This is a genomic window from Cupriavidus sp. AU9028 (genome assembly GCF_019795295.1).
Classification (GTDB): Bacteria; Pseudomonadota; Gammaproteobacteria; order Burkholderiales; family Burkholderiaceae; genus Cupriavidus.
Window position 1 is genome coordinate 504514 of sequence record NZ_JAIMCG010000001.1, and the last position, 24643, is coordinate 529156.

22 protein-coding genes are annotated in these 24643 nt (G+C 68.3%); 11 read left to right on the top strand and 11 right to left on the bottom strand.

The features are described from left to right. Nucleotides 1-132: 132 nt before the first annotated feature. Complete coding sequence (glnE, locus tag K6V06_RS02265) at nt 133-2952, top strand: bifunctional [glutamate--ammonia ligase]-adenylyl-L-tyrosine phosphorylase/[glutamate--ammonia-ligase] adenylyltransferase (protein WP_222239984.1); 2820 nt, start codon at nt 133-135, stop codon at nt 2950-2952. Beyond that, nucleotides 2942-3559: a rhombosortase gene (gene rrtA, locus K6V06_RS02270; RefSeq protein ID WP_222239933.1), complete on the top strand. Its 618-nt coding sequence runs from the start codon at nt 2942-2944 to the stop codon at nt 3557-3559. The genes glnE and rrtA overlap by 11 nt, the downstream gene beginning before the upstream one ends. A gap of 20 nt (nt 3560-3579) precedes the next feature. On the opposite strand, the gene K6V06_RS02275 is transcribed toward rrtA, so the two are convergent. From K6V06_RS02275 to K6V06_RS02290, 4 genes are all read right to left on the bottom strand, one after another. Then, nucleotides 3580-5340, bottom strand: coding sequence for a S8 family peptidase (locus K6V06_RS02275; RefSeq protein WP_255581513.1), 1761 nt, complete (start codon nt 5338-5340; stop codon nt 3580-3582). Nucleotides 5341-5474: 134 nt separating this feature from the next. Beyond that, nucleotides 5475-5951 (bottom strand): hypothetical protein, encoded by a 477-nt coding sequence (locus K6V06_RS02280; RefSeq protein WP_222239934.1) that lies wholly within the window; start codon nt 5949-5951, stop codon nt 5475-5477. Between the two features lie 93 nt (nt 5952-6044). Then, nucleotides 6045-7781 carry a DNA repair protein RecN gene (gene recN / locus K6V06_RS02285; protein WP_222239935.1) on the bottom strand — a complete coding sequence of 579 codons (1737 nt, stop codon included), beginning with the start codon at nt 7779-7781 and terminating at the stop codon, nt 6045-6047. A gap of 123 nt (nt 7782-7904) precedes the next feature. Then, nucleotides 7905-8822, bottom strand: coding sequence for an NAD kinase (locus K6V06_RS02290; RefSeq protein WP_222239936.1), 918 nt, complete (start codon nt 8820-8822; stop codon nt 7905-7907). A 126-nt stretch (nt 8823-8948) separates the two neighbouring features. On the opposite strand from K6V06_RS02290, the gene hrcA reads away from it, so the two are divergent. From hrcA to K6V06_RS02305, 3 genes are all read left to right on the top strand, one after another. After that, nucleotides 8949-9980: a heat-inducible transcriptional repressor HrcA gene (hrcA, locus tag K6V06_RS02295; RefSeq protein WP_222239937.1), complete on the top strand. Its 1032-nt coding sequence runs from the start codon at nt 8949-8951 to the stop codon at nt 9978-9980. Between the two features lie 131 nt (nt 9981-10111). After that, nucleotides 10112-11227, top strand: coding sequence for a ferrochelatase (gene hemH / locus K6V06_RS02300; RefSeq protein WP_222239938.1), 1116 nt, complete (start codon nt 10112-10114; stop codon nt 11225-11227). After that, nucleotides 11224-11619 (top strand): RNA-binding S4 domain-containing protein, encoded by a 396-nt coding sequence (locus tag K6V06_RS02305; protein WP_222239939.1) that lies wholly within the window; start codon nt 11224-11226, stop codon nt 11617-11619. Before hemH ends, K6V06_RS02305 begins: the two co-directional genes overlap by 4 nt. 40 nt (nt 11620-11659) lie before the next feature. Here the strand turns inward: K6V06_RS02305 and K6V06_RS02310 are convergent, their stop codons facing one another. Continuing rightward, entirely contained in the window at nt 11660-11989 is a 330-nt protein-coding gene (locus K6V06_RS02310) for a hypothetical protein (RefSeq protein ID WP_222239940.1), read from the bottom strand. Between the two features lie 260 nt (nt 11990-12249). On the opposite strand from K6V06_RS02310, the gene grpE reads away from it, so the two are divergent. Further along, the gene (gene grpE, locus K6V06_RS02315; protein WP_222239941.1) at nt 12250-12894 is read left to right on the top strand and encodes a nucleotide exchange factor GrpE; all 645 of its coding nucleotides are present in this window, start codon (nt 12250-12252) and stop codon (nt 12892-12894) included. A gap of 92 nt (nt 12895-12986) precedes the next feature. Further along, on the top strand, nt 12987-13403 hold the full coding sequence (locus tag K6V06_RS02320) for a co-chaperone YbbN (RefSeq protein WP_222239942.1): 417 nt from the start codon (nt 12987-12989) through the stop codon (nt 13401-13403). A gap of 5 nt (nt 13404-13408) precedes the next feature. Here K6V06_RS02320 and K6V06_RS02325 read toward each other — a convergent pair whose 3' ends face one another. Then, nucleotides 13409-14734 (bottom strand): phospholipase A, encoded by a 1326-nt coding sequence (locus K6V06_RS02325; RefSeq protein ID WP_255581514.1) that lies wholly within the window; start codon nt 14732-14734, stop codon nt 13409-13411. A 141-nt stretch (nt 14735-14875) separates the two neighbouring features. Then, nucleotides 14876-15307, bottom strand: a complete 432-nt coding sequence (locus tag K6V06_RS02330; protein ID WP_222239943.1) for a DUF1841 family protein — start codon at nt 15305-15307, stop codon at nt 14876-14878. Nucleotides 15308-15423: 116 nt separating this feature from the next. Here K6V06_RS02330 and K6V06_RS02335 point away from each other — a divergent pair, with 116 nt between their 5' ends. Then, nucleotides 15424-16353 carry a DMT family transporter gene (locus tag K6V06_RS02335; protein ID WP_222239944.1) on the top strand — a complete coding sequence of 310 codons (930 nt, stop codon included), beginning with the start codon at nt 15424-15426 and terminating at the stop codon, nt 16351-16353. Between the two features lie 78 nt (nt 16354-16431). Continuing rightward, the gene (locus K6V06_RS02340) at nt 16432-17019 is read left to right on the top strand and encodes a malonic semialdehyde reductase (protein WP_222239945.1); all 588 of its coding nucleotides are present in this window, start codon (nt 16432-16434) and stop codon (nt 17017-17019) included. 73 nt (nt 17020-17092) lie between these two features. On the opposite strand, the gene nth is transcribed toward K6V06_RS02340, so the two are convergent. Beyond that, nucleotides 17093-17737 carry an endonuclease III gene (gene nth, locus K6V06_RS02345; protein WP_222239946.1) on the bottom strand — a complete coding sequence of 215 codons (645 nt, stop codon included), beginning with the start codon at nt 17735-17737 and terminating at the stop codon, nt 17093-17095. Beyond that, nucleotides 17734-18435: an electron transport complex subunit RsxB gene (gene rsxB / locus K6V06_RS02350; RefSeq protein ID WP_222239987.1), complete on the bottom strand. Its 702-nt coding sequence runs from the start codon at nt 18433-18435 to the stop codon at nt 17734-17736. The genes nth and rsxB overlap by 4 nt, the downstream gene beginning before the upstream one ends. A 227-nt stretch (nt 18436-18662) precedes the next feature. Here rsxB and K6V06_RS02355 point away from each other — a divergent pair, with 227 nt between their 5' ends. Next, entirely contained in the window at nt 18663-19322 is a 660-nt protein-coding gene (locus tag K6V06_RS02355) for a TetR/AcrR family transcriptional regulator (protein WP_222239947.1), read from the top strand. A gap of 87 nt (nt 19323-19409) precedes the next feature. Here K6V06_RS02355 and K6V06_RS02360 read toward each other — a convergent pair whose 3' ends face one another. Both K6V06_RS02360 and K6V06_RS02365 read right to left on the bottom strand, forming a co-directional pair. Further along, on the bottom strand, nt 19410-20651 hold the full coding sequence (locus tag K6V06_RS02360) for a polyhydroxyalkanoate depolymerase (RefSeq protein WP_222239948.1): 1242 nt from the start codon (nt 20649-20651) through the stop codon (nt 19410-19412). A gap of 300 nt (nt 20652-20951) precedes the next feature. Continuing rightward, nucleotides 20952-22148, bottom strand: coding sequence for an amino acid aminotransferase (locus K6V06_RS02365; RefSeq protein WP_222239949.1), 1197 nt, complete (start codon nt 22146-22148; stop codon nt 20952-20954). A gap of 239 nt (nt 22149-22387) precedes the next feature. Here K6V06_RS02365 and uvrB point away from each other — a divergent pair, with 239 nt between their 5' ends. After that, nucleotides 22388-24484 carry an excinuclease ABC subunit UvrB gene (uvrB, locus tag K6V06_RS02370; RefSeq protein WP_222239950.1) on the top strand — a complete coding sequence of 699 codons (2097 nt, stop codon included), beginning with the start codon at nt 22388-22390 and terminating at the stop codon, nt 24482-24484. Nucleotides 24485-24643 lie beyond the last annotated feature (159 nt).

The window sequence follows — 24643 nt, forward strand, 5'->3', positions numbered from 1 at the left end:
GTTCCTCAGGTGACAGCAATGACTTCCCCAGACCAGCCGAGTTCCTCGACGCCACAGATCCACGGGGAGGCGGCGCCTTCCGGGCCGGGTTCGCCGAGCCTTCCGGAGGCAGTGCTGGCGGTACTGGGCGATATGGCAAACGGCCCTTACGCGATCATGCCGAAGGCGGTGCTGCCGCCTCAGGATTGCGAGGGACACGCATTGTACTCGGCGGCCGCCTCGCACTACGTGCGCCGCCTGATGCAGGCGCGGCCCGGGCTGGCGCCCCTGGTCGCGGCGGCGAGCGAGGCGGCGCTGAGCCGCGCATGGATGGAGCAACGGCTGGACGCGCTGTGTGCGGAGCAGCCGGCAGGGGCCGACGCTGAGCAGGCCCTCGGGCAGGCGCTGCGCCGGCTGCGGGCCGAGGTGATGTGCGTGGTGATCGAGCGGGACCTGCGCGGCCTCGCGCCGCTGGCCGAGGTCACCGGCGCGATGACGGACCTGGCCGAGCTGGCCATCCAGCGCGGCCTGGCGATGCTGAGCGCCGACATGGCCGAGGCGGTAGGACGCCCCTTCGGCGAGCACGGCGGCGAGGAGCAGGAACTGCTGGTGGTCGGCATGGGCAAGCTGGGCGGGCGGGAGCTCAACGTTTCCTCTGACATCGACCTGATCTTTCTCTATGACGAGGACGGCGAGACCCGGGGCGGGCGACGCAGCCTGTCCAATCACGAGTACTTCATCCGGCTGGGGCGCCGCCTGATCACGCTGCTGGCCGAGCCGACCGCCGACGGCTTCGTGTTCCGCGTCGACATGCGCCTGCGCCCGAACGGCGACGCCGGTCCGCTGGCATGCAGCCTGGGCATGCTGGAAGAGTACCTGGTGGTGCAGGGACGCGAGTGGGAGCGCTATGCCTGGATCAAGGGCCGGGTGGTGTCGTCGACCGCGACCGAGCACGCGGCGAAGGCAGCGCGGCAGCTGGGCCGGCTGACCTCGCCCTTCATCTTCCGGCGCTACCTGGACTACGGCGTGATCGCGGCGATCCGGTCGCTGCACGCCCAGATCCGCGGACAGGCGGCGCGGCGCAGCGGGGGCCTCGCGGGGCACGGCGTCAACCAGCGCTCGCAGGACATCAAGCTCGGCCGCGGCGGCATTCGCGAGATCGAGTTCATGGCGCAGGTCTTCCAGCTGATCCGCGGCGGCCAGGATCCGACGCTGCGGGTGCGGCCGACGCTCGGCGTGCTGGCCGTCGCGCTCGAGCGCGGGCTGCTGCCGGGCGGGCAGGCCGAGCAGCTGGCCGACGCCTATCGATTCCTGCGCCAGCTCGAACACCGCCTGCAGTATCGCGACGACGCGCAGACGCACAACTTGCCGACCTCCCCGGAGGATCAGTTGGCGGTGGCGCAGATGATGGGGTGCGCGGATTGGCCGGAGCTGATGGCGCAGCTGTCGGCGTTGCAGGCCCCGGTGGCGCAGCAGTTCGACGCCACCTTCTCCGACCCGGAAGAAGGCCAGGCGCCATGCGAGGCGCTGTGGCCCGAAGTGGTGACCGAAGAGGGCGCCGAGGGCTGCGAGGACCGCGTGCTGCAGCTGGGCTTCAACGATGCGGCCGGGCTGCTGGAGCGCCTGCGCGCCACCGCGGCCTCCGCGCGTTATCGTGCGCTGCCCGAAACCAGCCGCGCCCGCTTCGACCAGCTGGTGAACCGCGCGCTGGAACTGGCGGGCAAGCAGGACGACCCGGATGCCACCATCGCGCGCTTCCTCGATTTTCTCGATGCCATCAGCCGGCGCTCGTCGTATCTGTCGCTGTTGTCCGAATACCCGCAGGCGATGGAGCGCGTCGCCCACACGCTGCATGCTTCGCGCTGGGCCGCCACCTACCTGACGCGCCATCCGCAACTGCTGGACGAGCTGCTGGACAGCGAGGCGCTGGCCGGCGCGCCGGACTGGCCCGCCTTCCGCGAGCGTGTTTCGCGGGGACTGCGCGGCGCCGAGGGCCAGGTGGAGGCGCAGATGGACATGCTGCGGCGCGAGCACCATGCGGAGACTTTCCGCGTGCTGCTGCAGGACCTGAACGGCTTGCTGACCGTCGAGCAGGTCGCCGACCGGCTTTCCGACCTGGCCGACGCGATGCTCGACATCACGCTGGAGGCGGTCTGGCGCCAGGTGCCCAACCGCCACCGGGAGATGCCGCGCTTCGCCGTGATCGCTTACGGCCGCTTGGGCGGCAAGGAGCTGGGCTACGCCTCCGACCTGGACATCATCTTCCTGCATGACGACGAGGACGAGCGCGCGCCGGAGGTCTATGCCGCCTTCGCCCGCCGGTTGATTACCTGGATGACCAGCCATACCGCCGCGGGGATGCTGTTCGACGTGGATACCCGGCTGCGGCCCAATGGCGCGGCCGGCCTGCTGGTTACCAGCTTCGAATCGTTCCGCCGCTACCAGCTGCGCCAGGGCGACAACACCGCGTGGGTGTGGGAGCACCAGGCGCTGACCCGCGCCCGCTTCTGTGCCGGCGACCGTGACATCGGTGCCCGTTTCGAGACGCTGCGCGACACCGTGCTGCGGCAGCAACGGGACGCCGCCACGCTGCGCGAGGAAATCGTGGCGATGCGGCGCAAGGTCGCCGAGGGCCATCCGAATCCAGGCCCGAAGTTCGACCTGAAGCATGACCGCGGCGGCATGGTCGATATCGAGTTCACGGTGCAGTACCTGGTGCTGCTGTACAGCCATGTCCATGCCGAGCTGACCCGTAATGCCGGCAATATCGCGCTGCTGCGCATGGCCGGCGAGCTGGGCCTGATCGATGCGCAACTGGCCGTCGCGGTGGGCGACGCCTATCGCGCCTTCCGCGCCCGCCAGCATCAGCTGCGGCTCGACGGCCAGAGCCAGGCCCGCGTGCCGCCGTCGACGGTCGAGCAGCAGGCGGCGCAGGTGCAGGCGCTGTGGCGCGCGGTGTTCGGTGACCGCTAAGGTCGGCGCGGGAGCATCCGCTGCGCTCGTCATCTGCGGTGTGGCGCTGCTTTCCGCCGCCTTTACCTTCGTGCCGTGGCTGCACGCGCACGGTCTCTATCTGCGCGATGCCGTGCTTGGCGAGGACGGCCACCAGTGGTGGCGCGTGGTCACGGCGATGTGGGTGCATCTGAACTGGCCGCACTGGCTCGGCAACCTGCTGGCCGCCGCCGGCCTGCTGCTGATCGCCGTCGCCCGCGCGGGCGTGCGGACGAGACAGGCGCTGCTGGTGCTGCTCGCCTGCGGCGCGATCGCACAATTGGCCTTGCTGTGGGTGCCCTCGGTGCGCTGGTATGGCGGCCTGTCCGGTGCATTGCACGGGTTTGCGCTGTGGTGCGGCCTGCGGCTGCTGGCAGCGCCGGGGGTTGCCCGGGCCCTTGGCGTCGCGCTTGCCGCCGCCGTGCTGGTCAAGGTCTGGCTCGAACAGTCATGGCTCGCGCCCATCGTGATGGACCCCATGCGCGGCTTTGGGGTGGTCCGCGCCGCGCATGCGGCCGGCGCGGTGGCAGGCCTTGCGCTATGGTTGCTCGGCGAATGGTGGCAGCGCCGGCGACAGCGTGAGGGCTGACGCCGGCGGCATCCGGGAGGCTAGCGCCGTCGCGATCCCGGTCGCCATGCGGCGGCGAAGCCGACCAGCAGCAGCACCAGCCCGGCCAGGGGGGCGACTGCACCGCCACCGCCATCGTCGCCGCCGGCCGCCGGCGGGGGCGTGGTGGTGGTCGGCGGCGGCGGTTCGACACCGCCTGGCACCGTGGAGACAGCGGCCTGCAGGGCACGGCCCGCGTCGAGCAGGCCGGCCCCGCAGGTGCCGGCGTTGATGTCGCAATAGGTTCCCGCCGGATGCGGCCGCGCGGATTGGCGCAGCAGTCCGATGACCTGGGACGGCGACAGCCCGGCGTTCACGGCCAGCATCATCGAGGCGACGCCGGCAGCGATCGGGGAGGCGAAACTGGTGCCTTGCGAGTCGGTCACCGTATCGCTGCCCGGCGTGGTGGTGCCCGTGTTGGACAACGTCCGGATGCGGGAGATCGGGCCGAGGCAGACGGGGGCGGCCGCGCTGCCGGTGGTCTGGCTGACGCCGCAGCCGCCGCCCGGTGCGCTCAGCGTGACCTCCGGCCCGACACTGGCATAGCTGGCATTTTCGCCATCGTCCACATGCGCGGTGACGGCCACCGTGCCGCGGCAACTGGCGGGCGCTTCCACCGCGCCGGCATTGTTGCCTGCGGCAGCGACCACCACGACGCCGCGCGCGGCCAGCTCGTCGATCGCCTCCTGCTCGAAGGTGCTGCAGCTACCGCCGCCGAGACTGATGTTGACCACCCGCGCGGGCGTCGGATTGTCCGGCAAGCCCGGCACCGGCAACCCGCCCGCCCAGCGCATCGCATCGATGGTGTCCGACAGTTGCGCACCGCACCGGCCCGACACGCGCAGCGGCAGCAGCCGGGCCTGCCAGTCGACGCCGGCGATCGCCTGGCCGTTGTCGGTCACCGCACCCAGCACGCCGGATACCCGGGTGCCGTGCCACGAGTTGGGCTCGGGCCGATCCGCCGCGGGAAGTCCCGGGCAGGCGTAGCCCTGCGGCACGTTGTCGCCGGCATCGGTCGGGTCGGCGTCGCGGCCGTCGCCGTCCAGTGCTACCGCGGGATCGCTGATGAAGTCGTAGCCGGGCAGGAGCCGCGCCGCCAGGTCGCCATGGCGAAGGATGCCGGTATCGATGACCGCGACGACCACATCGGCACTGCCACGGCCGCGGTCCCAGGCCGCCGGCAGATTGGCGCCGCCCGGCACCTGCGTCGGACCCATCAGGTAAGGCTGCCGGGTAGCGAAGTCCGGATCGTTGGGCATGGTGTCGAACGGCCGCAGCCAGCGATCCGGCACCGCGTCTGCCACGCGCGGATCCTGGCGCAGGCGCGCCGCCACGGCTTCGGGATCGGCGCCCGCGGCAGCAGGGGCGAGCAGGGTGCGCTCGCTGCCCATCTGGCGCTTGACCGACAACGCGATGCCGGTCTCGCTGGACAGCGCCTGCAGCCGGTCCTGGCCGGCGGGCGTCGCAGCGGCCCCTGCCGTCTTCGCTGCGGGGGTGGGTGCGTCGCGCCAGCGCACGATGATGTTGCCGGTATAGAGGGGCGCGGACGCCTGGCTTGCCGGCTCTGCCGCGGGTACCTTGGCCGCCAGCGCAGGGCCGCCGGCAAGCGTCGTCAACCCGCTCGCCAGCGCAAGCGCGGCGAGGTGAGCCCGGGTGAGCCGCAGCAGGCCCGAGGTCCGGTCATGCATCCGGCCGATTGAGGGGGGCAGGGCGCGGCGGTGCGAGCCGCCGCTGTCGTGCAAGGCGTCAGGAAGAAATGGCATCGGGCCCTCTGGGTGTTGCTGCCCGGAGCCAGCCGGGCGGCGCTGCATCAAGGTCAGCGCCACGATACCGTGATCGGCTCCGAGGCGTTGTCGGCATGCGTCCGACAGGGGACGTGGCTTCGCGTGCAGGCCGCCTAGCTGGCCGGCATGTCGCGCCCGGTCGGCTGCGGGCGGCTTGGCCCCTGAAAGCGGTCCGGTTCCGCGGTCTGCACGCGAGGCAGGGCGCGCAGCGTCGTCAGCGCCTGCTCCAGCGTGGCGGTCTTGTCGGCGCTGATCGCCGTGACCAGCCAGATACCGCCCGACATCGGCCGCTTGACCACGAAGCGCACCGGGCCGGTGGCGGCGGCCAGCAGTTCGCCGGCCTGCATCGATTCGTTGACGTCCGGCGGCGAGAAGCGAACCAGGATGTCGCCAAGCGCCCGATCGTCGGTGATGCTGCCTTCCGGCGGTGCGGCTGGCGCGCGGCCGCTGCCGCAAGCAGCCAGGCCGAGGCCGGCGGCCATCACGCAACCGACCGCGACGCAGCCCAGCACGCGGCGCAGAAGGGGACGGCGCGGGCGGCCGGCTTTGCCCGCGACGGGCGCTCCGGCAGACGGACGGCGTGTAGGCATGGAAGACTCCTGTGGCATGGCTCTCGTGCTCGATATGGTTCGTTGTGCGATGCAGTCGGTGGCGCGGCGGCGGGCGGTTCGGCGGTCGGACGCTCAGCTTGCCGCGCGCCGGCTACGGCGGCCTTCGCGGGCCTCTCGTCCCGCACGCGCCGGCTCGGTGCCGCGAGCCCCTTGCGCCAGCATCTCTTCGGCGTGCTGCATGGTGGTGGTAGTCACGGTGGTGCCGCCCAGCATCCGGGCGATTTCCACTACCCGGGCCGCCGGATCCAGCGTGCGGATGCGCGAGCGCGTCTGCTGCACGCCGTCCTGCTGCAGGGTTTCCTTGCTGACCAGCAGGTGGTTGCCTGCCTGCGCCGCCACCTGCGGCAGGTGGGTCACGCACAGCACCTGGCGCGCGTGGCCCAGTTCCTGCAGCCGGCGGCCCACCACTTCGGCCACGGCGCCGCCGATGCCGGTATCGACCTCGTCGAAGATCAGCGTCGGGGTCGGCGCCGCTTCGCTGGTGATCACGGCGATGGCCAGGCTGATCCGGGCCAGTTCGCCGCCGGAAGCCACCTTGGCAAGCGGGCGAGGGGTGACGCCGGCATGGCCGGCGACCATGAACTCGACCTGTTCCAGCCCATGGCTGGCGCCGTCCTCGAGCGGATGCAGCGCGACCGAGAAGCTGCCGCCCGCCATCGACAGGCCCTGCATTGCCTCGGTCACCGCGGCGCCGAGCTGGGCAGCGGCGCTGGCGCGGGACTCGCTCAGATGCCGGGCCAGCGTCATGTACGCGGCGCGCGCGGCGGCTTCGCGAGCAGCCATCTTGTTGACGTCCTGCGCGGCTTCCAGCTCGTCCAGCTGGCGCCGGCGCTCGGTCAGCTCGTCGGCCAGCGCCTCCGGCATGACGCGGAACTTGCGGGCGGCGGCATGCAGCGCCTGCATGCGTTCCTCGGCCGCCTGCAGCCGTTCGGGGTCCAGGTCGAGCCGGTCGACGTAGCGGTTCAGCGAGTGCGCCGCTTCCTCGGCCTGCACCAGCGCCGGTTCGAGCGCCGCCAGCACGTCCGACAGCGCGGGGTCGATCTCGGCCAGCGCGCGCAGACGCCCGACCAGCGCGTTCAGCCCGGAAAGCACGGACCCGTCGGATTCGGACAGGGCATCGAGCGCCGCGCGGCCGCCCTTGATCAGGTTGGCCGCGTGGGACAGGCGCGTATGCTCGCTCTGGATCGACTCCCACTCGCCTTCCTGCGGCGCGAGCTTTTCCAGCTCGCCGACCTGCCACTCCAGCCGGTCGCGTTCAAGCTGCATTTCGCGCGATTGCTGCTCGGCGGCTTCGCGCTGGCGCACCGCGGCGCGCCAGCTGCGCCATGCCTCCGCCACGGCCCCCGCCTGCGCGGTCAGGCCGGCATGGGCGTCCAGCAGCACCCGCTGCGCGTCCGGGCGCAGCAGCAGTTGATGGGCATGCTGGCCGTGGATGTCGACCAGCTGGTCGCCCACTTCGCGCAACTGCGCCAGCGTCGCGGCGGTGCCGTTGATGAATGCCTTGCTGCGGCCGTTGGCATCGACCGTGCGACGCAGCAGCACCGTGCCGTCTTCTTCGGCCAGCGCCTGCTCGGCCAGCCAGGCGTCCAGCGCCGGATGCGTGCCGAAGGTCGCGCTGACACTGGTGCGCGCCGCGCCCTCCCGGACCACGCCCGCGTCCGCCCGCTCGCCGAGCACGAGGGCCAGGGCATCGATCAGGATCGACTTGCCGGCCCCCGTTTCACCGGTGAAGACGGTGAACCCGGCGGAGAAATCGAGGTCGAGCGTATCGACGATGACGAAATCGCGGATGGACAGGCTGCGCAGCATCTTGGGCGACAGGGCGACGTGGGAAGAAGGAATGGGGGGAGGAAGAAGACAGGGCCGATCAGCAGCCAGCGGGCGCCGTCGCGCCGGGCGGCCGCGCCTGGCCGACGCCATCGCGCACCGGCATCACAGACGGTTGTCCTCCGACGGGTATTCATGCCAGTGCAGCTTCTTGCGCAGCGTGGCGTAGTAGTTGTAGCCGACCGGATGCAGCAGGTCGATCGACTTGGCCGAGCGGCGCACCACGATGCGGTCGCCGGGCACCAGCGAGGTGAGCGACTGCATGTCGAAGTTGACGCTGGCGTCGCGGGCGGTGGCTACCTGGATGGTCACCTCGGCGTCGTGCGGCAGCACGATCGGACGGTTTGACAGCGCGTGGGGCGCGATCGGCACCAGCACCAGGCCCGAAAGCGTCGGGTGCAGGATCGGGCCACCCGCGGACAGCGCGTAGGCGGTCGAGCCAGTCGGTGTCGATACGATCAGGCCGTCGGAGCGCTGGTTGTACATGAAGTAGCCGTCCACCGACACCGCCAGCTCGACCATGCCGGAGATGCCCGAGCGGTTGACCACCACATCGTTGAAGGCGAGCGCCGAGAAGATCTCGGTGCCGTCGCGAAACACCCGCGACTCGAGCAGCGTGCGGTTCTCCGACTCGTACTGGCCGCTGAGCATGGCGGGCAGGACCACCTGCACGTCCTCCAGCGGAATGTCGGTCATGAAACCGAGCCGGCCGTGGTTCACGCCGATCACGGGCACCCGGTAGCCGGCAAGCTGGCGCGCGATGCCGAGCAGCGTGCCGTCGCCGCCGAGCACCACCGCCACGTCGGCCTGGCTGCCGATCTCGCTGGCCGACAATGCCGGATACTGTGTCAGGCCGGTCGCCTGTGCCGTCTCGCGCTCGAACACGACCTGCTGGCCATTGCGCTGGATGCAGTCGGCCAATGCCGAGAGCGGGCCTTCGATGCCCGCGGTCGAGTACCGGCCGACCAGGGCAACCGTGCGAAAAGGCGCGCGCGCGGCGCCGGACTGGGGTTGTGCGGACATGCCCGGATTAGACCATACCGCCATGACCGTTGTCAGCAGGCGACGAGTGCGGCGCCGAGCCGGGCGCGGGGCCGGCTCCGCCGACCGAGCCCGAACGGAAAAAAGTTGCGTAAAATCAGGGGCATCATGGACGAACGAGCTAAAACCCTACTCAAGACCCTGATCGAGCGATACATCGCCGAGGGGCAGCCGGTCGGCTCGCGGACGCTGTCGAAGTACTCGGGGCTGGACCTGTCGCCGGCCACCATCCGCAACGTGATGTCCGACCTCGAGGAGATGGGCTTCATCTCCAGCCCGCACACGTCCGCGGGCAGGGTGCCGACCCCCAGGGGCTACCGCTTGTTCGTCGATACCATGCTGACCGCCCAGGCGCTGGACGGCCAGCTCGAACGCTCGGTGCTGGCGGGCCGCATCCAGGGCGAATTGAGCGCGCCCGAAACCCCGCAACGCATGATCGCCACCGCGGCGCGTACGCTGTCCAACCTGTCCCAGTTCGCCGGCGTCGTGATGACGCCGCGCCGCGCGCAGGCGTTCCGGCAGATCGAGTTCATGCGGCTGTCGGACAAGCGCATCCTGCTGATCATCGTCACGCCGGAAGGCGACGTGCAGAACCGCATCATCCAGACCGAGTTGCCGTACACCGCCAGCCAACTGGTCGAGGCCGCCAACTTCATCAACACGCACTATGCCGGCATGCGGTTCGATACGGTGCGGGAGCGGCTGCGCGACGAACTGAAGGCGCTGCGCATCGACATGTCCGCGCTGATGCAGGCGGCCGTCGAAGCGGGCAGCAGCGCGATGGAGGACGAGGAGGAGCAGGTCTATATCTCCGGCGAGCGCAAGCTGCTGGAGGTCGAGGACCTGGCCTCGAGCATGGACAAGCTGCGGCGGCTGTTCGAGGTGTTCGAGCACAAGACCAGCCTGCTGCAACTGCTGGACGTCTCCAGCCACGCCGAGGGCGTGCAGATCTTCATCGGTGGCGAGAGCCGGCTTGTCCCGCTGGAGGACATGGCGGTGATCACCGCGCCGTACGAGGTCGACGGCCAGATCGTCGGCACGCTCGGCGTGATCGGGCCGACTCGGATGGCCTACGATCGGGTCATTCCCATCGTCGATATCACGGCGCGTCTGCTCTCCAGCGCGCTGAGCCAGAACTGAAGCCGGCCGGGCCGGCGTCGGCGCAGAACCCGGCGCCGTTCCGGCGGTCACAAAAAAATGCAGCCGGCGGCCCGCTATCCGGCGCGCCACCGGACGGGAACCGGGACCTCCCCGGCATTACCGGACCACAGATGACCTTTTCCGAAGAACCGGCATACCAGCATGGGCAGGCGCCGCGCACGGCGGTGCTGCTGATCAACCTCGGCACACCGGACGATCCGACGCCGAAGGCAGTGGGGCGCTACCTGAAGGAATTCCTGTCCGACCCGCGCGTGGTCGAGATTCCGCGGGCGGCATGGCTGCCGCTGTTGCACGGGGTGATCCTGCCGCTGCGTTCGCGCGCCTCGGCGGCCAAGTACGAGTCGATCTGGCTGCGCGAAGCCCATCGCACCGGCTCGCCGCTGCTGGTGCACACCGAGCGGCAGGCACATGCGCTGCAGCTGCTGCTGGCCCAGCAGGGCCACGAAGTGACCGTGGCCTGCGCCATGCGCTACGGCAATCCGTCGATCGCCTCGGTGATGGAGGCGCTGCGTCGGCAGGGCACCGAGCGAATCCTGGCACTGCCGCTGTACCCGCAATACTCGGGGACCACGACCGCCACGGCGTTCGACGAACTGTTCCGCGTGCTGCGGCAGTGGCGCAATCAGCCGGAGCTGCGGCTGGTCAAGCATTTCCACGATCATCCCGCCTATATCGACGCGCTGCACCAGCAGGTCGGTGCCTATTGGGCGCAGCATGGCACGCCGGACTTTGCGCGCGGCGACCGCCTGATCCTGTCGTTCCACGGGGTGCCGCGACGCACGCTGGAACTGGGCGATCCCTATCACTGCGAATGCCAGAAGACTGGCCGCTTGCTGGGCGAGGCGCTGGGACTGCAGCCCGGGCAGTACCAGGTCACCTTCCAGTCGCGCTTCGGCAAGGCCGAATGGCTGCAGCCGTACACCGCGCCGACGCTGCAGGAACTGGGCAAGGTGGGCACTGCGCGGGTGGACGTGTTCTGCCCGGGCTTTCCCGCCGATTGCCTCGAGACGCTGGAGGAGATCGCGATGGAAGGGCAGTCGGAGTTCCGCAGCGCTGGGGGCAATGCCTTCCACTACATTCCGTGCCTGAACGACTCGCCGCTATGGATCGCCGGTCTGGCCGAGATTGCGCTGCAGCATCTGCAGGGCTGGCCATTGCGCCTGCCGCATCCGCATGAACTGGATACGCGCCGGGCGCTGGCGCAAGCGAGGGGGGCCGCCGCATGAATGTCTCGTTCGAAGCTGACGCCCGCCAGCGCATCGACAAGTGGCTGTGGTGCGCGCGCTTCTTCAAGACCCGGTCGCTGGCCGCCGAGGCGGTCGAACGCGGGCGGGTCGAGGTCAACGGACAGCCTTGCAAGAACTCCCGTGAAGTTCGGCCCGGCGATCGTGTCAGCATCGACGCCTACCAGCAGCAGTGGGAACTGGTGATCAAGGGCATTGCCCCGGCCCGGGGCCCGGCGCCCGTCGCACAGACGCTATACGAGGAAAGCGAGGAGAGCCGCGCCCGGCGCGCCGCGGAGGCGGAACGGCGGCGGCTCCACCACGAACCGTCGGCCGAACTGCATGGCCGTCCCACCAAGCGGGATCGGCGGCGCATCCAGGACCTGAAAGGCTGATGGACCGGCGAGCCGTGAAGGCGTCGGACCGGCGAGCCGGTCAGCGCAGGTAGCGCAGCAGGTGGTGCTGGCCGGACCAGTCGCCATCGCCCGCGCTTTGCACGGCCGGGGTCAGCCCGTCGGACAGGTAGAGGAAGACGGCAAGCGCGACCAGGGACACCAGGATCAGCGCCAGCAGCACCGGCAGGCCGGGATGCTTGGTCCGTGTCGCCGCCGGTCGGCCATGCGAGGAGCGGCTCGCCGCCGGCACGGCGGGGGGGCGGGCCGGCTCCGCGTGGACTGCGGCGGTGCCGCTCTCGCCAGCGTGGCGGCGCAGGCCAAGGCGCAGGGACTGGCAGAGGTGCGGGATCAGGTGCGGCGCCTTCAGCATGGCTACCCCGACAGGAAAGGGATCAATATGAACCTTGGTACGGCAGTTTTTGTCGCTTTTATGGATTTATCTTAGAAGCTGCACCGCAGCAATGCAATTTACCCCTCTGCGCAATCCGGTGATCTTTGTAAGCTGATGTTTCTCGCGGCTGCGGCCGCCTCTTGAAAAATCGGCTTGCCGCCACCAGCTGCCAGCAGGATTTCCCTTGAACCTTCGCGGCCGTCGCGCGCGGCCGCACCCATGCACTGATACGGATCGACATGGAAGAACAGAAGCAGACGCCATCCCCAACCCAGCCAGCGCCGGCGGACACCGCCGCGAACGAGGCCCGGTCCGCTCAGCAGACCGAAGCGGCCGGGGCAGCGGAAGCGGCACAGTCCCAGGCTGCGGCGGCGCCGTCGGCCACGGGCGAGCAGGCCGCGACGGCCACCGGCGGCTTCAATGGCCAGGAAGACCTGACGGCGCGGATTGCCGAACTCGAAGCCCGGGCCAAGGAACACTACGACATGTACGTGCGGGCCGTGGCCGAAGGGGAGAATATCCGCCGCCGCGCCCAGGACGATGTAGCCAAGGCGCACAAATTCGCCATCGAGAGCTTCGCCGAGCATCTGCTGCCCGTGATGGACAGCCTGCAGGCCGCGCTGGCCGACGGTTCGGGCGATATTGCCAAGCTGCGGGAGGGGGTCGAACTGACCGCCCGGCAGCTGGCCAACGCCTTCGAGAAGGGCCGCATGATCGAACTGAACCCGGTCGGCGAGAAATTCGATCCGCACCGGCACCAGGCGATTTCGATGGTGCCGTCGGAGCAGGATGCGAATACCGTCGTCAGCGTCCTGCAGCGCGGTTACCTGATTGCGGACCGCGTGCTGCGTCCGGCCCTGGTCACGGTGGCTGCACCGAAGTAAGTCTGGCGCGGCGGTTCGACCCGCCACGCCCGTTCTGACCACGACGCCCGGCGCAGCTTCGCTCCGGGCGTTCCTGTTTCTGGAGGAATGTCATGGCCTACCCGTACGGCGCCGCACCGGCCCCCCATACGGATTACCACGCCTTCGAACTGCTCAACATGCGTGAAGTCGATCACGACACGATCGACGACGCGCTGGCAGCGGCCGGCGACGAGCTGGTATGCGTGTTTTTCTGGGGGACCGATTGCTACAACTGCGAAATGGCCAAGAAGGCCATGCTGACCAATCCGGAACAGTTGCGCGCGCTGGAGCTGCACTGGCTGCATGCCAACGTCTATACCTACCCGGCGTTGGGCCGGCGCTTCGGCCTGTACGGCATCCCGGTGTTCATGTTCTTTCACAAGGGCAAGAAGCTGGGACGTGCCACCGGCTGGCACGGCTTCGGCCAGTTCTCGGCAGCAGTGACCAACGCCCGTCTGAAGGCCAGCGGCAAGCCGCTGGCCGGGTAGGCGCTTCAGCGGTTCAGCATGTAGCCGATGCGGAACTGCCAGGGCACCTTGCGGTTGTAGTCCAGCAGGCTCTCGCCGTAGCCGGCGAAGTAGCCGGCCATCAGGTAGCCGCCGGTGCCGGGAATCAGCCTGGCCAGCGGATAGGACAGCTGCGCGTCGACGCTGCCATACCAGTCCCGCGTGCCCTTGCGCAGCGTGGCCGCCAGTTCCCATGAGTCCGGCCTGCCATACGCGACGCGCAGGTCCATGTAGCCCCGGTAATGCGCGATATCGCCGTTCTCGTCGGCCTTGTTCAGGTAGTAGTACAGCTTCGGGCTGACCGTCCAGTGGTAGTCATCGGCCTTGCCGAAGTGGAAGGTGGGGCGGATGAAGACCGTGTTGATGCTGCGCGACTCCGGCCCGGAGCGTCCGTTCGATTCGTGCTCGAGCCCGGTGGCCAGCGACAGCTGGCGCAGGGGGCCGCCGCGTACGCCCGTGTCGCTCAGGTAGTAGAACAGGCTGGGGCGGTAGTTGGTGTCACGGAACGGCTTGGACTCCTCCGACAGATCCCATAGCGAGAACTGGGTGTAGCCCAGGTACAGGTTGTCCAGCAGCGCGCGCGAGCCGGGATCGCGTCCCTCGAACAGCCGGTAGCGCAGGCTGAACTGGAACTTGGCATTGCCGCCGCCATGGGCGCCAGCGGCGAAATAGACCGGTTCGTGGAAGGTCAGGCGGCTCTGCTCGCTGACAAGCGGCGCACGTGCCATCGTTTCGCTGCCCGGCGCCGGCTGCACCGCTGGCACCGCGGCCGGCGTCCCGTCGGCATCGCTATCCGCGTCCGCAAGCGTGGCGGGCGGCGTGGCGGCGCCGGGCGCGGGGGCGGCCGCAGCAGCAGAGGCCCTGGCAGGCGCTGCCGCCGTGGCGGTGTCCCCGGCGAGATTCAGCGTGACCAGCACAGGCGCAGCATCGATTCCCACCGGATCGAGCCGGACCTGTCCGCGCAGTGTCTCGGGGATCGCACCCTGGTACTCGATGGCGCGATGCTCGCCGCGGCGCAAGCGGATCGCGGCGGGACCCGGGGTGATGCGCTTGAGCGAGAGGCGGGCGGTATTGACCGGGTCGGCGGAAGCGTCGACTTCCAGCGTATCGGGTACCAGGTACTGCCGCGTGTGCTCCTGCGCGCTGACCACCAGCGTCAGCGTCAGCGGCTTGCTGGCATCGATCACGCGCGGCGGCTGCAGCAGGTTCACCGCCGCATGGACGGCGGAGGCCGGCAGCGCGCAGGCGGCCGCGGCGGCAAGGACGAGGACGGTCTGGCGAATGGGTCGGGGCGAATTCGAAAGCATGGGCATGGTGGGAGTCCGCCGGCGGCGGCGCGCCAGGCACGGCCCGCGGCAGGGCATGAAACGCCGCAAAGGGTAACACGGGGGCCGCGACGTGCCCGGGCACAGGGCAAGGGAGGCATGCCGCGCCGGCGGCGGGCAAGCAGGACTTCAGCGCGTGGCGCGCCGCTTCACGCAGTCGATGTAGTGGTCGCCGTCGGGCGGCAGGCCGGTGCGCTGGGACTGCCACAGCATCTCGCCAAGGCACTCCATCATCTGATGATGCGCTTCGTGCGGCGAATCCAGACGCAGCGTCAAGGCTTCGTAAGCCTGGCGGATGCCCCGCGGCTGGTCGATCGATACCTGCTCGGCGATCGACAGGTGCATGGCCAGGTGCAGGAAGGGGTTGGTCTGGCCCGCTTCGGGCGTGAATTCCTGGTTCAGCGCGGCGTCGATATCGGACAGCTGGCCGTGATACTCCGGATGCTGTTCCATCCAGTCGACGGCAATCGCTTCGAGCGGGGTCAGGACCTGTCCCTGGCGCTGCTTGTTCCAGGCGTCACAAAAGAAACGGCGAACTTCTTCTCGGGAGGGATTGAACATGGTGGCTCGATTGTAGACGAGGGCGCGAACCCTTGCTCCGGCCCGGGTGGTCCGGCCAGCGGATAGAATGCTGCGCTCCGGAACGCACACTTCCAACCGCGCACAGCGAGAACCGCATGACCGAATCCCGCTCCCACGCCGGCGCATGGCCGCAGGCACGCGACACGCTGACCGGCGTGCTGCTGATCGCCATCTCGGCCACCGCCTTCGGCGCCATGGCGATCTTCGCCCGCTTCGCCTATGCCTCGGGCGCCGACGTGTACGGGCTGCTGCCGGTCCGGTTCGTCGTCGCCGCGCTGGCGCTGGTGGCCATCATGTGGCTGCGCCGGGTGCCGTTGCCCGGCTGGCGCCGCGTCCTCGCGCTTGCCGCGATGGGCGGCATTGGCTATGCGGGGCAGTCGTGGTGCTTCTTCCTGGCGCTGAACCATGCCCAGGCCAGCCTGGTGGCGCTGCTGCTGTATCTCTATCCCGTGTTTGTCACGGTGCTGGCGGCGCTGTTTCTCAAGGAGCGGCTGACCGGCCCGACCGTGACCGCGCTGGTGCTGTGTTCGCTGGGCGCCGGGCTGACCGTTGGCGGCGGGCAGGGCAGCCCGTTGGGGATCGCGTTGGGACTGGGGGCGGCGCTGATCTATTCGGTCTATATCGTCGTCGGCGCCCGCGTGACGGCGGGCGTCCACCCGCTGGCCACTACCACGGTGGTCAGCATCGCGGCCGCGCTGGTCTGGCTGGCCATCGCGGCGATTCGCGCCAGCGCCGGCGTGCCGCCCGCGTTGCCCGCCGATGCCGCGGGCTGGGCGGCGGTGCTGGCCATTGCGCTGGTCTCCACGGTCGTGGCGATCCTGACCTTCTTCGCCGGCCTGCAGCGCCTGGGCGCGGCACGCGCATCGATGCTGTCGACGCTGGAGCCCCTGGTCACGGTGCTGCTGGCGGCGGCGCTGCTGGGCGAACACATCGGCGGCCTGCAGGCGGTCGGCGGCGCACTGATCCTGGCCGGCGTCCTGTGGCTGACCCGGCCGCGTGCCGCCCCGGCTCTTCAGGAAGATTGAATGACTTGCTGAATTCGTCGCTGCGGCGGCCCCTCGATGGGTAAGTAAAATGCGGCTTTCACCCATTCGAGGATATTCATGGAAGCGCTGGATCAAGCCGCATTGGCCCGTCTGTTCACCGAAGCGCGCACCCATGGTGCGTGGCAGGACCGTCCCGTGGACGAGGCGGTGCTGCGCCAGCTGTATGAGCTGATGAAGTTCGGTCCCACCGCCGTCAACAGCACGCCGGCGCGGATCGTTTTCGTGCGCAGCGCGGCGGAAAAGGCCCGGCTGGTCGACTGCGTGTCGCCCGGCAACGTCGAGAAGACCCGCAACGCGCCGGTCACCGCCATCGTGGCGTTCGACAATGCGTTTCATGAGCAGCTGCCGCGCCTGTTCCCGCATGCGGACGCCCGTTCCTGGTACGAAGGTCAGCCGGAGAAGATCGCGCGCGATGCGCTGGTCAACAGCTCGCTGCAGGGCGGCTACCTGATCCTCGCCGCGCGTGCGCTGGGGCTCGACTGCGGTCCGATGGGCGGCTTCGATGCGGCCAAGGTCAACGCCGCCTTCTTCCCGGATGGCAAGTGGTCGGTCAACTTCCTGCTGAACCTGGGCTACGGCGATGCCGGCAAGGTCCATCCGCGCGGGCCGCGGCTGCCGTTCGAGGAAGCCTGCCGCATCGTCTGATTCCACACCCGATCGCTCCCGATCGCAGGCATCAGGAAAAGGGGCGCCGCGCCGCCCCTTTTGTCGTTTGCCCTCACTGCACCGGGGAAAGCACCTTGTCCGGATATTCGCAAAGGGTTTCGATGGCGCAATGCCAGCATTCGGGCCGCCGGGCCTTGCAGACATAGCGGCCATGCAGGATCAGCCAGTGATGGGCGTCGTGCAGGAATTCATCCGGCACGACTTCCAGCAGCTTCATCTCGACATGGTGGACCGTCTTGCCCGGCGCGAGGCCAGTGCGGTTCGATACCCGGAAGATATGCGTGTCCACCGCGATGGTGGGGTGGCCGAAGGCGGTATTGAGCACCACGTTGGCGGTCTTGCGGCCCACGCCGGGCAGCGCCTCCAGGTCCTCCCGCGCGGTGGGTACGCGACCATCATGGCGCTCGACCAGAATCCGGCAGGTCTGGATGACGTGCTTCGCCTTGGTCTTGTACAGCCCGATCGTCTTGATGTAGCCGGCGACACCCTCCTCGCCGAGTGCGAGCATGCGCTCGGGCGTCGGCGCGACCGGAAACAGGCGCCGGGTCGCCTTGTTGACGCCAACGTCGGTCGCCTGCGCCGACAGCAGCACGGCAATCAGCAGCTCGAACGGCGAGCTGTACTCGAGTTCGGTGACGGGAGCCGGATTGGTTTCGCGCAGGGTTTCGAACAGCGCGCGGCGCTTGGCGGCGTTCATCGGCTGCCGCCCGGGCTCTGCTCCAGGCGCTTCTGCCTGGCCCGCGCGATCGCCGCCTCGATGATGGCCTTCTTGCGCGCCTGCGCGGCCCGCTCCTCGTCGGACTGCACCGGTTCCTGCTTCAGCGCCTCCAGCTTGGCGGCCGCCTTGGCTGCCAGGCGCGCTTCGTTCTCCTCGCGCTCGCGCACCAGACGGCGGTTGCGCGCCTCGAAGCGTTCCCGCGCCTGGTCGGCCTGATGCTGGCTCCAGGCATCCCAGCCGGTGCGGTTGCCCGTCACCGGAATCATCGCGATGCAGTCGACCGGGCAGGGCGCGACGCACAGGTCGCAGCCGGTGCACCAGTCGGGCAGCACGGTATGCATCTGCTTCGGGGCGCCGACGATTGCATCGACGGGGCAGGCCTGGGTGCAGAGCGTGCAGCCGATGCACAGCGTTTCGTCGATGCAGGCGACGGCGCGCGGCTGCTCGATGCCGCGCTCGGGGTCGAGTGGCAGCACCGGCACGCCGAGTTCGGCCGCCAGACGCCGTACGCCTTCCGCGCCGCCCGGCGGGCAGCGATTGCAGTCCGCTTCGCCCCGCGCCATGGCCTCTGCGTAGGGACGGCAGCCGGCAAAGCCGCACTTGGTGCACTGCGTCTGGGGCAACAGGGCGTCGAGCCGGTCGGCGCGCGCGAGGGGCGCGTGGGGGTCGCGGGGCAGGGGTATCACGGTATCGATGAGGCTTGTGCTGCGCGCCAACGCGTACTGTGCCGCGGCGCGGCAAGGATTATCCCCGATTTCGCCGTTCCGCAGAAAATCGCAAGATGCACGGGTTCAGCAGGAATGCGGCGATGCGGCGTCGCCGTCGGTCCCCCGGCCGGCCTGTTGCCATTCGCGCCCGACGCCTTCCGGCGGGGTGCAAACCGGACTACCCGTCACAACTACGCATGACGACCGAAATCAAGTCAAAGCGCGATCCCGAGGGGACGCGGCGCCGCATTCTTGACGCAGCCACCGAGGAGTTCGCCAAAGGCGGTCTCGCCGGCGCCCGCGTGGATCAGATCGCACGGCGCGCGGAAACCAACGAGCGGATGCTCTATTACTACTACGGCAGCAAGGAGGGATTGTTTCTTGCCGTGCTCGAGCGGCAGTATGCGCGCTTTCGCGCGGACGAGGCGCGGCTGCAGATCTCGGACGAGGACCCCACCGTGGCGGTACGGACGCTGGCTCGCTTCGTCTGGGACTGGTACTACGAGCATCCCGACTTCATCCGCCTCGTCAACAGCGAGAACCTGCATGAGGCTCGCCACCTGAAGAAGTCGTCGCAGCTGCACCAGCTGGTCAATCCGGTCGTCGATGTCCTCGCCGAGATCCTTCGGCGCGGCCAGCGCAAGGGCGTCTTTCGCGACGGCATTGACGTGTCGCAGCTGTACCTGACGATTTCGGCGCTGGGGTATTACGTGCTGTCCAATCGCTACACCATCAGCGCGGTGCTGGGACGGGACGTCGCGTCGCAGGAAGAGCATGAGCGCCTGGCGCAATTGCATGGCGACATGCTGCTGTCCTATCTGACTTGCCCGCCGCCGGACCGCGCGCAGGGCGAATAGCGGCGACGGAAAGCGACGTAAAGGGGAGGGCAGGCGCCGGCGGGGGCCGTTGCCGGCGATGGCGCCAGCCATCGCCCGGTGCCCCGGTCAGCGGTACTTGCGGATGAAGTCGCGCAGCTCGGGATAGATCGTCTCGCGCCAGCGGCGGCCCGAGAAGATGCCGTAGTGACCGCACTTGGGTGCGGTCAGGTGACGCCGGCGCTTCGGATCGATGCCGGTACACAGGTCGTGCGCGGCGGCGGTCTGGCCGGCCCCGGAAATGTCGTCCAGCTCGCCTTCGATGGTCAGCAGCGCGGTGTCGCGGATGTCCTGGGGGCGCACCGGCAGGCCGTCGATTTCCCAGGTCCCGTTGGCCAGCCGGAACTCCTGGAACACTTCACGGATGGTATCCAGATAGTACTCGGCCGCCATGTCGAGCACCGCGTTGTACTCGTCATAGAAACGCACGTGCGCTTCCGCGTCGTCCGCATCGCCTTCCACCAGGCTCAGGTAGTAGTCGTAGTGCGACGACAGGTGGCGGTCCGGATTCATGGCGACGAAACCCGCATGCTGCAGGAAGCCCGGGTAGACCCGGCGGCCATGACCGGGATAGTTCGCCGGCACCGTGTAGATGACGTTGTTCTCGAACCACTCGAAGGACTTGGTGGTCGCCAGCGAATTGACCGCGGTCGGGCTCTTGCGCGCGTCGATCGGGCCGCCCATCATCGTCATCGATTTCGGCGTCTTCTCGCCGGCGCTGGCCATCAGCGAGATCGCCGCCAGCACGGGCACGGTCGGCTGGCATACCGAAATGACGTGCAGCTCCTGCGCGCCGATATGGCGGATGAAGTCCTGGATGTAGTGCACGTAGTCGGCCAGGTGGAACGCCCCCTCTTCGACCGGCACCATGCGCGCGTCAACCCAGTCGGTGACATAGACCTTGTGGTCCTGCAGCAGCGTGCGCACGGTATCGCGCAGCAGCGTCGCGTGGTGTCCCGACAACGGCGCGCATACCAGCACTACCGGCTCGTCCTTCAGCAGCCGGATGGTATCGGGATCGTCCGCGTAGCGCTTGAAGCGCAGCAGCTTGCAGAACGGCTTTTCGAGCACGGTTTGCTCGACGACCGGAATCTCGCGGCCATTGGAGCGCACCGACTTGATGTCGAAGGCCGGTTTTTCGTATTCCTTGCCGAGCCGGTACAACAGCTCGTAGCCCGCGGCGAGCCGGGTGGCGCCGGGAACGAACGACATCGGGCTCAGGGGATTGGTAAAGGTCTTCGCGGTCGCCTGCGCCCATGCGGTGAGCGGGTTCAGGATCGAGCGCTGAAATTCATGCAGTTGATAAAGCATTGCCGGGCACCTGCCTTTTCCGTCTCGGGTTATGCAGTCTGTGGCAGATTATGCGCCTAAACAGACATGTTTGCGAACGATCGTACGGAAGATCGTGCAACGCAGCATATCCCCTACGTTACGCCGGGGCAGGCGGAACACAATAGGACAATGACCTCAATTCCGCGCCGGCGGGCGCCTACAAGACAAGGTAGTGAAGTATCCGCCACGAAGTGACGACAGGGAGGAGAGACGGCGCACAGAGACGTTGAAAAAAAAAGACGGCCATGGCGGCCGTCCCTTTTCGCGAGGCGTCGTCCCTTACAGCACGGCGGCGATCGCGTTGACGACCGCGTCGATATTCCGGCTGTTCAGCGCTGCCACGCAGATGCGGCCGGTGCCGACGGCGTAGATGCCGTGCTCCGACTTCAGGCGCTCGACCTGCTCGGTGGTCAGGCCCGAGTACGAGAACATGCCGCGTTGCGCCTTCACGAAGGAGAAGTCGCGCGATACGCCCTTGGCAGCCAGCTTGTCGACCAGCGCATGGCGCATCTGCTTGATGCGCTCGCGCATTTCGCCCAGCTCTTCTTCCCACATCGCGCGCAGCTCGGGGCTGTTCAGCACGGTGGCAACGATGGTGCCGCCGTGCGTGGGAGGATTCGAGTAGTTGGTGCGGATCACGCGCTTGACTTGCGACAGCACGCGCTGCGCCTCGTCCTTCGACGTGGTGACGATCGACAGCGCGCCGACACGCTCGCCGTACAGCGAGAAGCTCTTCGAGAAGGAGCTCGAGACGAAGAAGGGCAGGCCCGAGTCGGCGAACAGGCGCACCGCGGCGCCGTCCGGGTCGATGCCGTCGGCAAAGCCCTGGTAGGCCATGTCGAGGAACGGGATCAGGTTGCGTTCCTGGATCAGGGAGACGACCTGCTTCCATTGCTCGACCGACAGGTCCACGCCGGTGGGGTTATGGCAGCAGGCGTGCAGCACCACGATGGTGTTGGCCGGGTACGACTTCAGCGACTCGACCATGCCGGCGAAATCCAGGCCATGGCTGGCGGCGTCGTAATAGCGGTAGTTGACCACGGGGAAACCGGCGGCCTCGAACAGCGCGCGGTGGTTTTCCCAGCTCGGGTCGCTGATGGCGACCTGGGCGTCCGGATAGAGCCGCTTGAGGAAATCGGCGCCGATCTTCAGCGCGCCGGTGCCGCCCAGCGCCTGCGCGGTGACCACGCGGCCGTCGCGCAGCAGCGCCGAATCCTTGCCGAACAGCAGGTTCTGCACGGCCTGGTCGTAGGCGGCAATGCCCTCGATCGGCAGATAGCCGCGCGGGGTGGCGGTGGCCAGGCGGGCCTTCTCGGCTTCCTGCACGGCGCGCAGCAGCGGAATTTTCCCTTCGTCGGTGAAGTAGACGCCCACGCCGAGATTGACCTTGGTGGGTCGGGTATCGGCGTTGAACGCTTCATTCAGGCCCAGGATGGGATCGCGCGGGGCCATCTCGACGGCAGAAAACAAACTCATTTGGAATTCTCGTGGTCGGCTATGTGGTAAATCGGGAAGGCGTAGAATGCTCGGGCATTGCGGCTGGTGCCGCGCGCAGCGCTTGAAAGCGGGCGCGCAACCCCGAGATTCTAGCCTATTCGCCCCCGCCAGCCGTTGCGGAATTGGGACGCAACTGGTGCGTCCCGGCCCTGCTGGGCACCGCCCGTAACTGCTTCCCGCGTCACATTGCATTGACAGCACCCGCCAGACCCACGCCTATGTCGAATCTCGCCGCGCCCCTCGCGGAAGTCGCGCCCGCCCTGGACGAGGACAAGTTCGTCTCCTTCCCGGGCTCGCCGTTCCAGCTCTATCAGCCCTATCCGCCTGCCGGCGACCAGCCCGAGGCGATCCGCCAGCTGGTGGAGGGCGTCGAGGACGGCCTGTCGTACCAGACGCTGCTCGGCGTGACCGGGTCCGGCAAGACCTTCACGATGGCCAACGTGATCGCCCGGATGGGCAGGCCCGCCATCGTGTTCGCGCCCAACAAGACGCTGGCGGCGCAGCTGTATTCGGAATTCCGCGAGTTCTTCCCCCGCAATGCGGTGGAGTACTTCGTCAGCTACTACGACTACTACCAGCCCGAGGCCTATGTGCCGCAGCGCGACCTGTTCATCGAGAAGGACTCGTCGATCAACGAGCATATCGAGCAGATGCGGCTGTCGGCGACCAAGAGCCTGCTGGAGCGGCGCGACACCATCATCGTGGCCACGGTGTCGGCGATCTATGGTATCGGCAACCCCAGCGAATACCATCAGATGATTCTCACGTTACGCGCCGGCGACCGCATCAGCCAGCGCGATGTGATCGCGCGGCTGATCTCGATGCAGTACACGCGCAACGACACCGACTTCCAGCGCGGCACCTTCCGCGTGCGGGGCGATACCCTCGATATCTTCCCGGCGGAACACGCGGAAGTGGCGGTGCGTGTCGAATTGTTCGACGACGAGATCGAATCGCTGCAGTACTTCGACCCCCTGACCGGCAAGGTGCGGCAGAAGATCCCGCGCTTTACCGTCTATCCGTCAAGCCACTATGTCACGCCGCGCGACACGGTGTTGCGCGCCATCGAGGCGATCAAGGCGGAGCTGCGCGAGCGCCTCGAGTTCTTCTATGCCGAGAACAAGCTGGTCGAGGCGCAGCGCCTGGAGCAGCGCACCCGCTTCGACCTGGAAATGCTGTCGGAGCTGGGTTTCTGCAAGGGCATCGAGAATTACTCGCGGCATCTGTCCGGCGCGCGGCCGGGCGAGCCGCCGCCGACGCTGGTCGATTACCTGCCGCCGGACGCGCTGATGTTCCTGGACGAGTCGCATGTGCTGATCGGCCAGCTGAACGCGATGTACAACGGCGACCGCGCGCGCAAGACCACGCTGGTCGAGTATGGCTTCCGGCTGCCGTCGGCAATGGACAACCGGCCGCTGAAGTTCGAGGAGTTCGAACGCAAGATGCGCCAGGCGGTGTTCGTCACCGCGACCCCGGCGCAGTACGAGCGCGATCATTCCGGTCAGGTGGTGGAACAGGTGGTGCGGCCCACGGGGCTGGTCGACCCGATCATCATGGTGCGGCCCGCGGCGAGCCAGGTGGACGATCTGCTGTCCGAGATCCACCTTCGCTTGCAGGTGGGCGAGCGCGTGCTGGTGACGACGCTGACCAAGCGGATGGCCGAGCAGCTGACCGAGTTCCTGTCCGAGAACGGCATCAAGGTGCGTTACCTGCATTCGGATATCGACACCGTGGAGCGGGTGGAGATCATCCGCGACCTGCGGCTGGGCACCTTCGACGTGCTGGTCGGCATCAACCTGCTGCGCGAGGGCCTGGACATTCCCGAGGTGTCGCTGGTGGCGATCCTCGATGCCGACAAGGAGGGTTTCCTGCGCGCGGAGCGCTCGCTGATCCAGACCATCGGCCGCGCCGCGCGCAATGTGAACGGCACGGCGATCCTGTATGCGGACCGGATCACCGACTCGATGCGCAAGGCCATCGACGAGACCGAGCGCCGCCGCGCCAAGCAGATTGCCTTCAACGAGGCCAACGGCATCACGCCGCGCGGCGTGGTCAAGCGGATCAAGGACATCATCGATGGCGTCTACGATCCGGGCGAGATGAAGGCCGAGCTGATGGCGGCCGAGGAGCGCGCCCGCTACGAGGACATGAGCGAGAAGCAGGTCGCCAAGGAGATCAAGCGACTGGAGAAGAAGATGCTCGATCACGCGCGCAACCTGGAATTCGAGCAGGCGGCGCAGGTGCGGGATCAGTTGGCCAAGCTCAAGCAGCAGGTGTTCGGGGCGGCGGGCGAGGGTGGGGCGTTGTCGGCGTAGTCGTTACGGTGTCGGCGCTGGCAAGTGCCCGATGCCCTTGTATCTTAATGGTTGGGATTTGGACCGGCTCAGTAGCCCGACTGCCCTCTGGGACCTCAAGCCCGTGGGAGAGCGCTGGGATCTGGGTCGGACCGTTCTTTCTTGCAACCCGTACGGTTG

Bases quoted from the DNA above. Each gene is read 5' to 3' on its own strand.
- K6V06_RS02355 (WP_222239947.1), top strand. From the start codon at position 18,663: ATGACGACCGAAATCAAGTCAAAGCGCGATCCCGAGGGGACGCGGCGC.
- K6V06_RS02330 (WP_222239943.1), bottom strand. From the start codon at position 15,307: ATGTTCAATCCCTCCCGAGAAGAAGTTCGCCGTTTCTTTTGTGACGCC.
- K6V06_RS02335 (WP_222239944.1), top strand. From the start codon at position 15,424: ATGACCGAATCCCGCTCCCACGCCGGCGCATGGCCGCAGGCACGCGAC.
- K6V06_RS02320 (WP_222239942.1), top strand. From the start codon at position 12,987: ATGGCCTACCCGTACGGCGCCGCACCGGCCCCCCATACGGATTACCAC.
- K6V06_RS02365 (WP_222239949.1), bottom strand. From the start codon at position 22,148: ATGAGTTTGTTTTCTGCCGTCGAGATGGCCCCGCGCGATCCCATCCTG.
- glnE (WP_222239984.1), top strand. From the start codon at position 133: ATGGCAAACGGCCCTTACGCGATCATGCCGAAGGCGGTGCTGCCGCCT.
- K6V06_RS02310 (WP_222239940.1), bottom strand. From the start codon at position 11,989: ATGCTGAAGGCGCCGCACCTGATCCCGCACCTCTGCCAGTCCCTGCGC.
- K6V06_RS02325 (WP_255581514.1), bottom strand. From the start codon at position 14,734: ATGCCCATGCTTTCGAATTCGCCCCGACCCATTCGCCAGACCGTCCTC.
- K6V06_RS02275 (WP_255581513.1), bottom strand. From the start codon at position 5,340: ATGCCATTTCTTCCTGACGCCTTGCACGACAGCGGCGGCTCGCACCGC.
- K6V06_RS02340 (WP_222239945.1), top strand. From the start codon at position 16,432: ATGGAAGCGCTGGATCAAGCCGCATTGGCCCGTCTGTTCACCGAAGCG.
- uvrB (WP_222239950.1), top strand. From the start codon at position 22,388: ATGTCGAATCTCGCCGCGCCCCTCGCGGAAGTCGCGCCCGCCCTGGAC.
- hemH (WP_222239938.1), top strand. From the start codon at position 10,112: ATGACCTTTTCCGAAGAACCGGCATACCAGCATGGGCAGGCGCCGCGC.
- grpE (WP_222239941.1), top strand. From the start codon at position 12,250: ATGGAAGAACAGAAGCAGACGCCATCCCCAACCCAGCCAGCGCCGGCG.
- K6V06_RS02280 (WP_222239934.1), bottom strand. From the start codon at position 5,951: ATGCCTACACGCCGTCCGTCTGCCGGAGCGCCCGTCGCGGGCAAAGCC.
- nth (WP_222239946.1), bottom strand. From the start codon at position 17,737: ATGAACGCCGCCAAGCGCCGCGCGCTGTTCGAAACCCTGCGCGAAACC.
- hrcA (WP_222239937.1), top strand. From the start codon at position 8,949: ATGGACGAACGAGCTAAAACCCTACTCAAGACCCTGATCGAGCGATAC.
- K6V06_RS02360 (WP_222239948.1), bottom strand. From the start codon at position 20,651: ATGCTTTATCAACTGCATGAATTTCAGCGCTCGATCCTGAACCCGCTC.
- K6V06_RS02305 (WP_222239939.1), top strand. From the start codon at position 11,224: ATGAATGTCTCGTTCGAAGCTGACGCCCGCCAGCGCATCGACAAGTGG.
- K6V06_RS02290 (WP_222239936.1), bottom strand. From the start codon at position 8,822: ATGTCCGCACAACCCCAGTCCGGCGCCGCGCGCGCGCCTTTTCGCACG.
- recN (WP_222239935.1), bottom strand. From the start codon at position 7,781: ATGCTGCGCAGCCTGTCCATCCGCGATTTCGTCATCGTCGATACGCTC.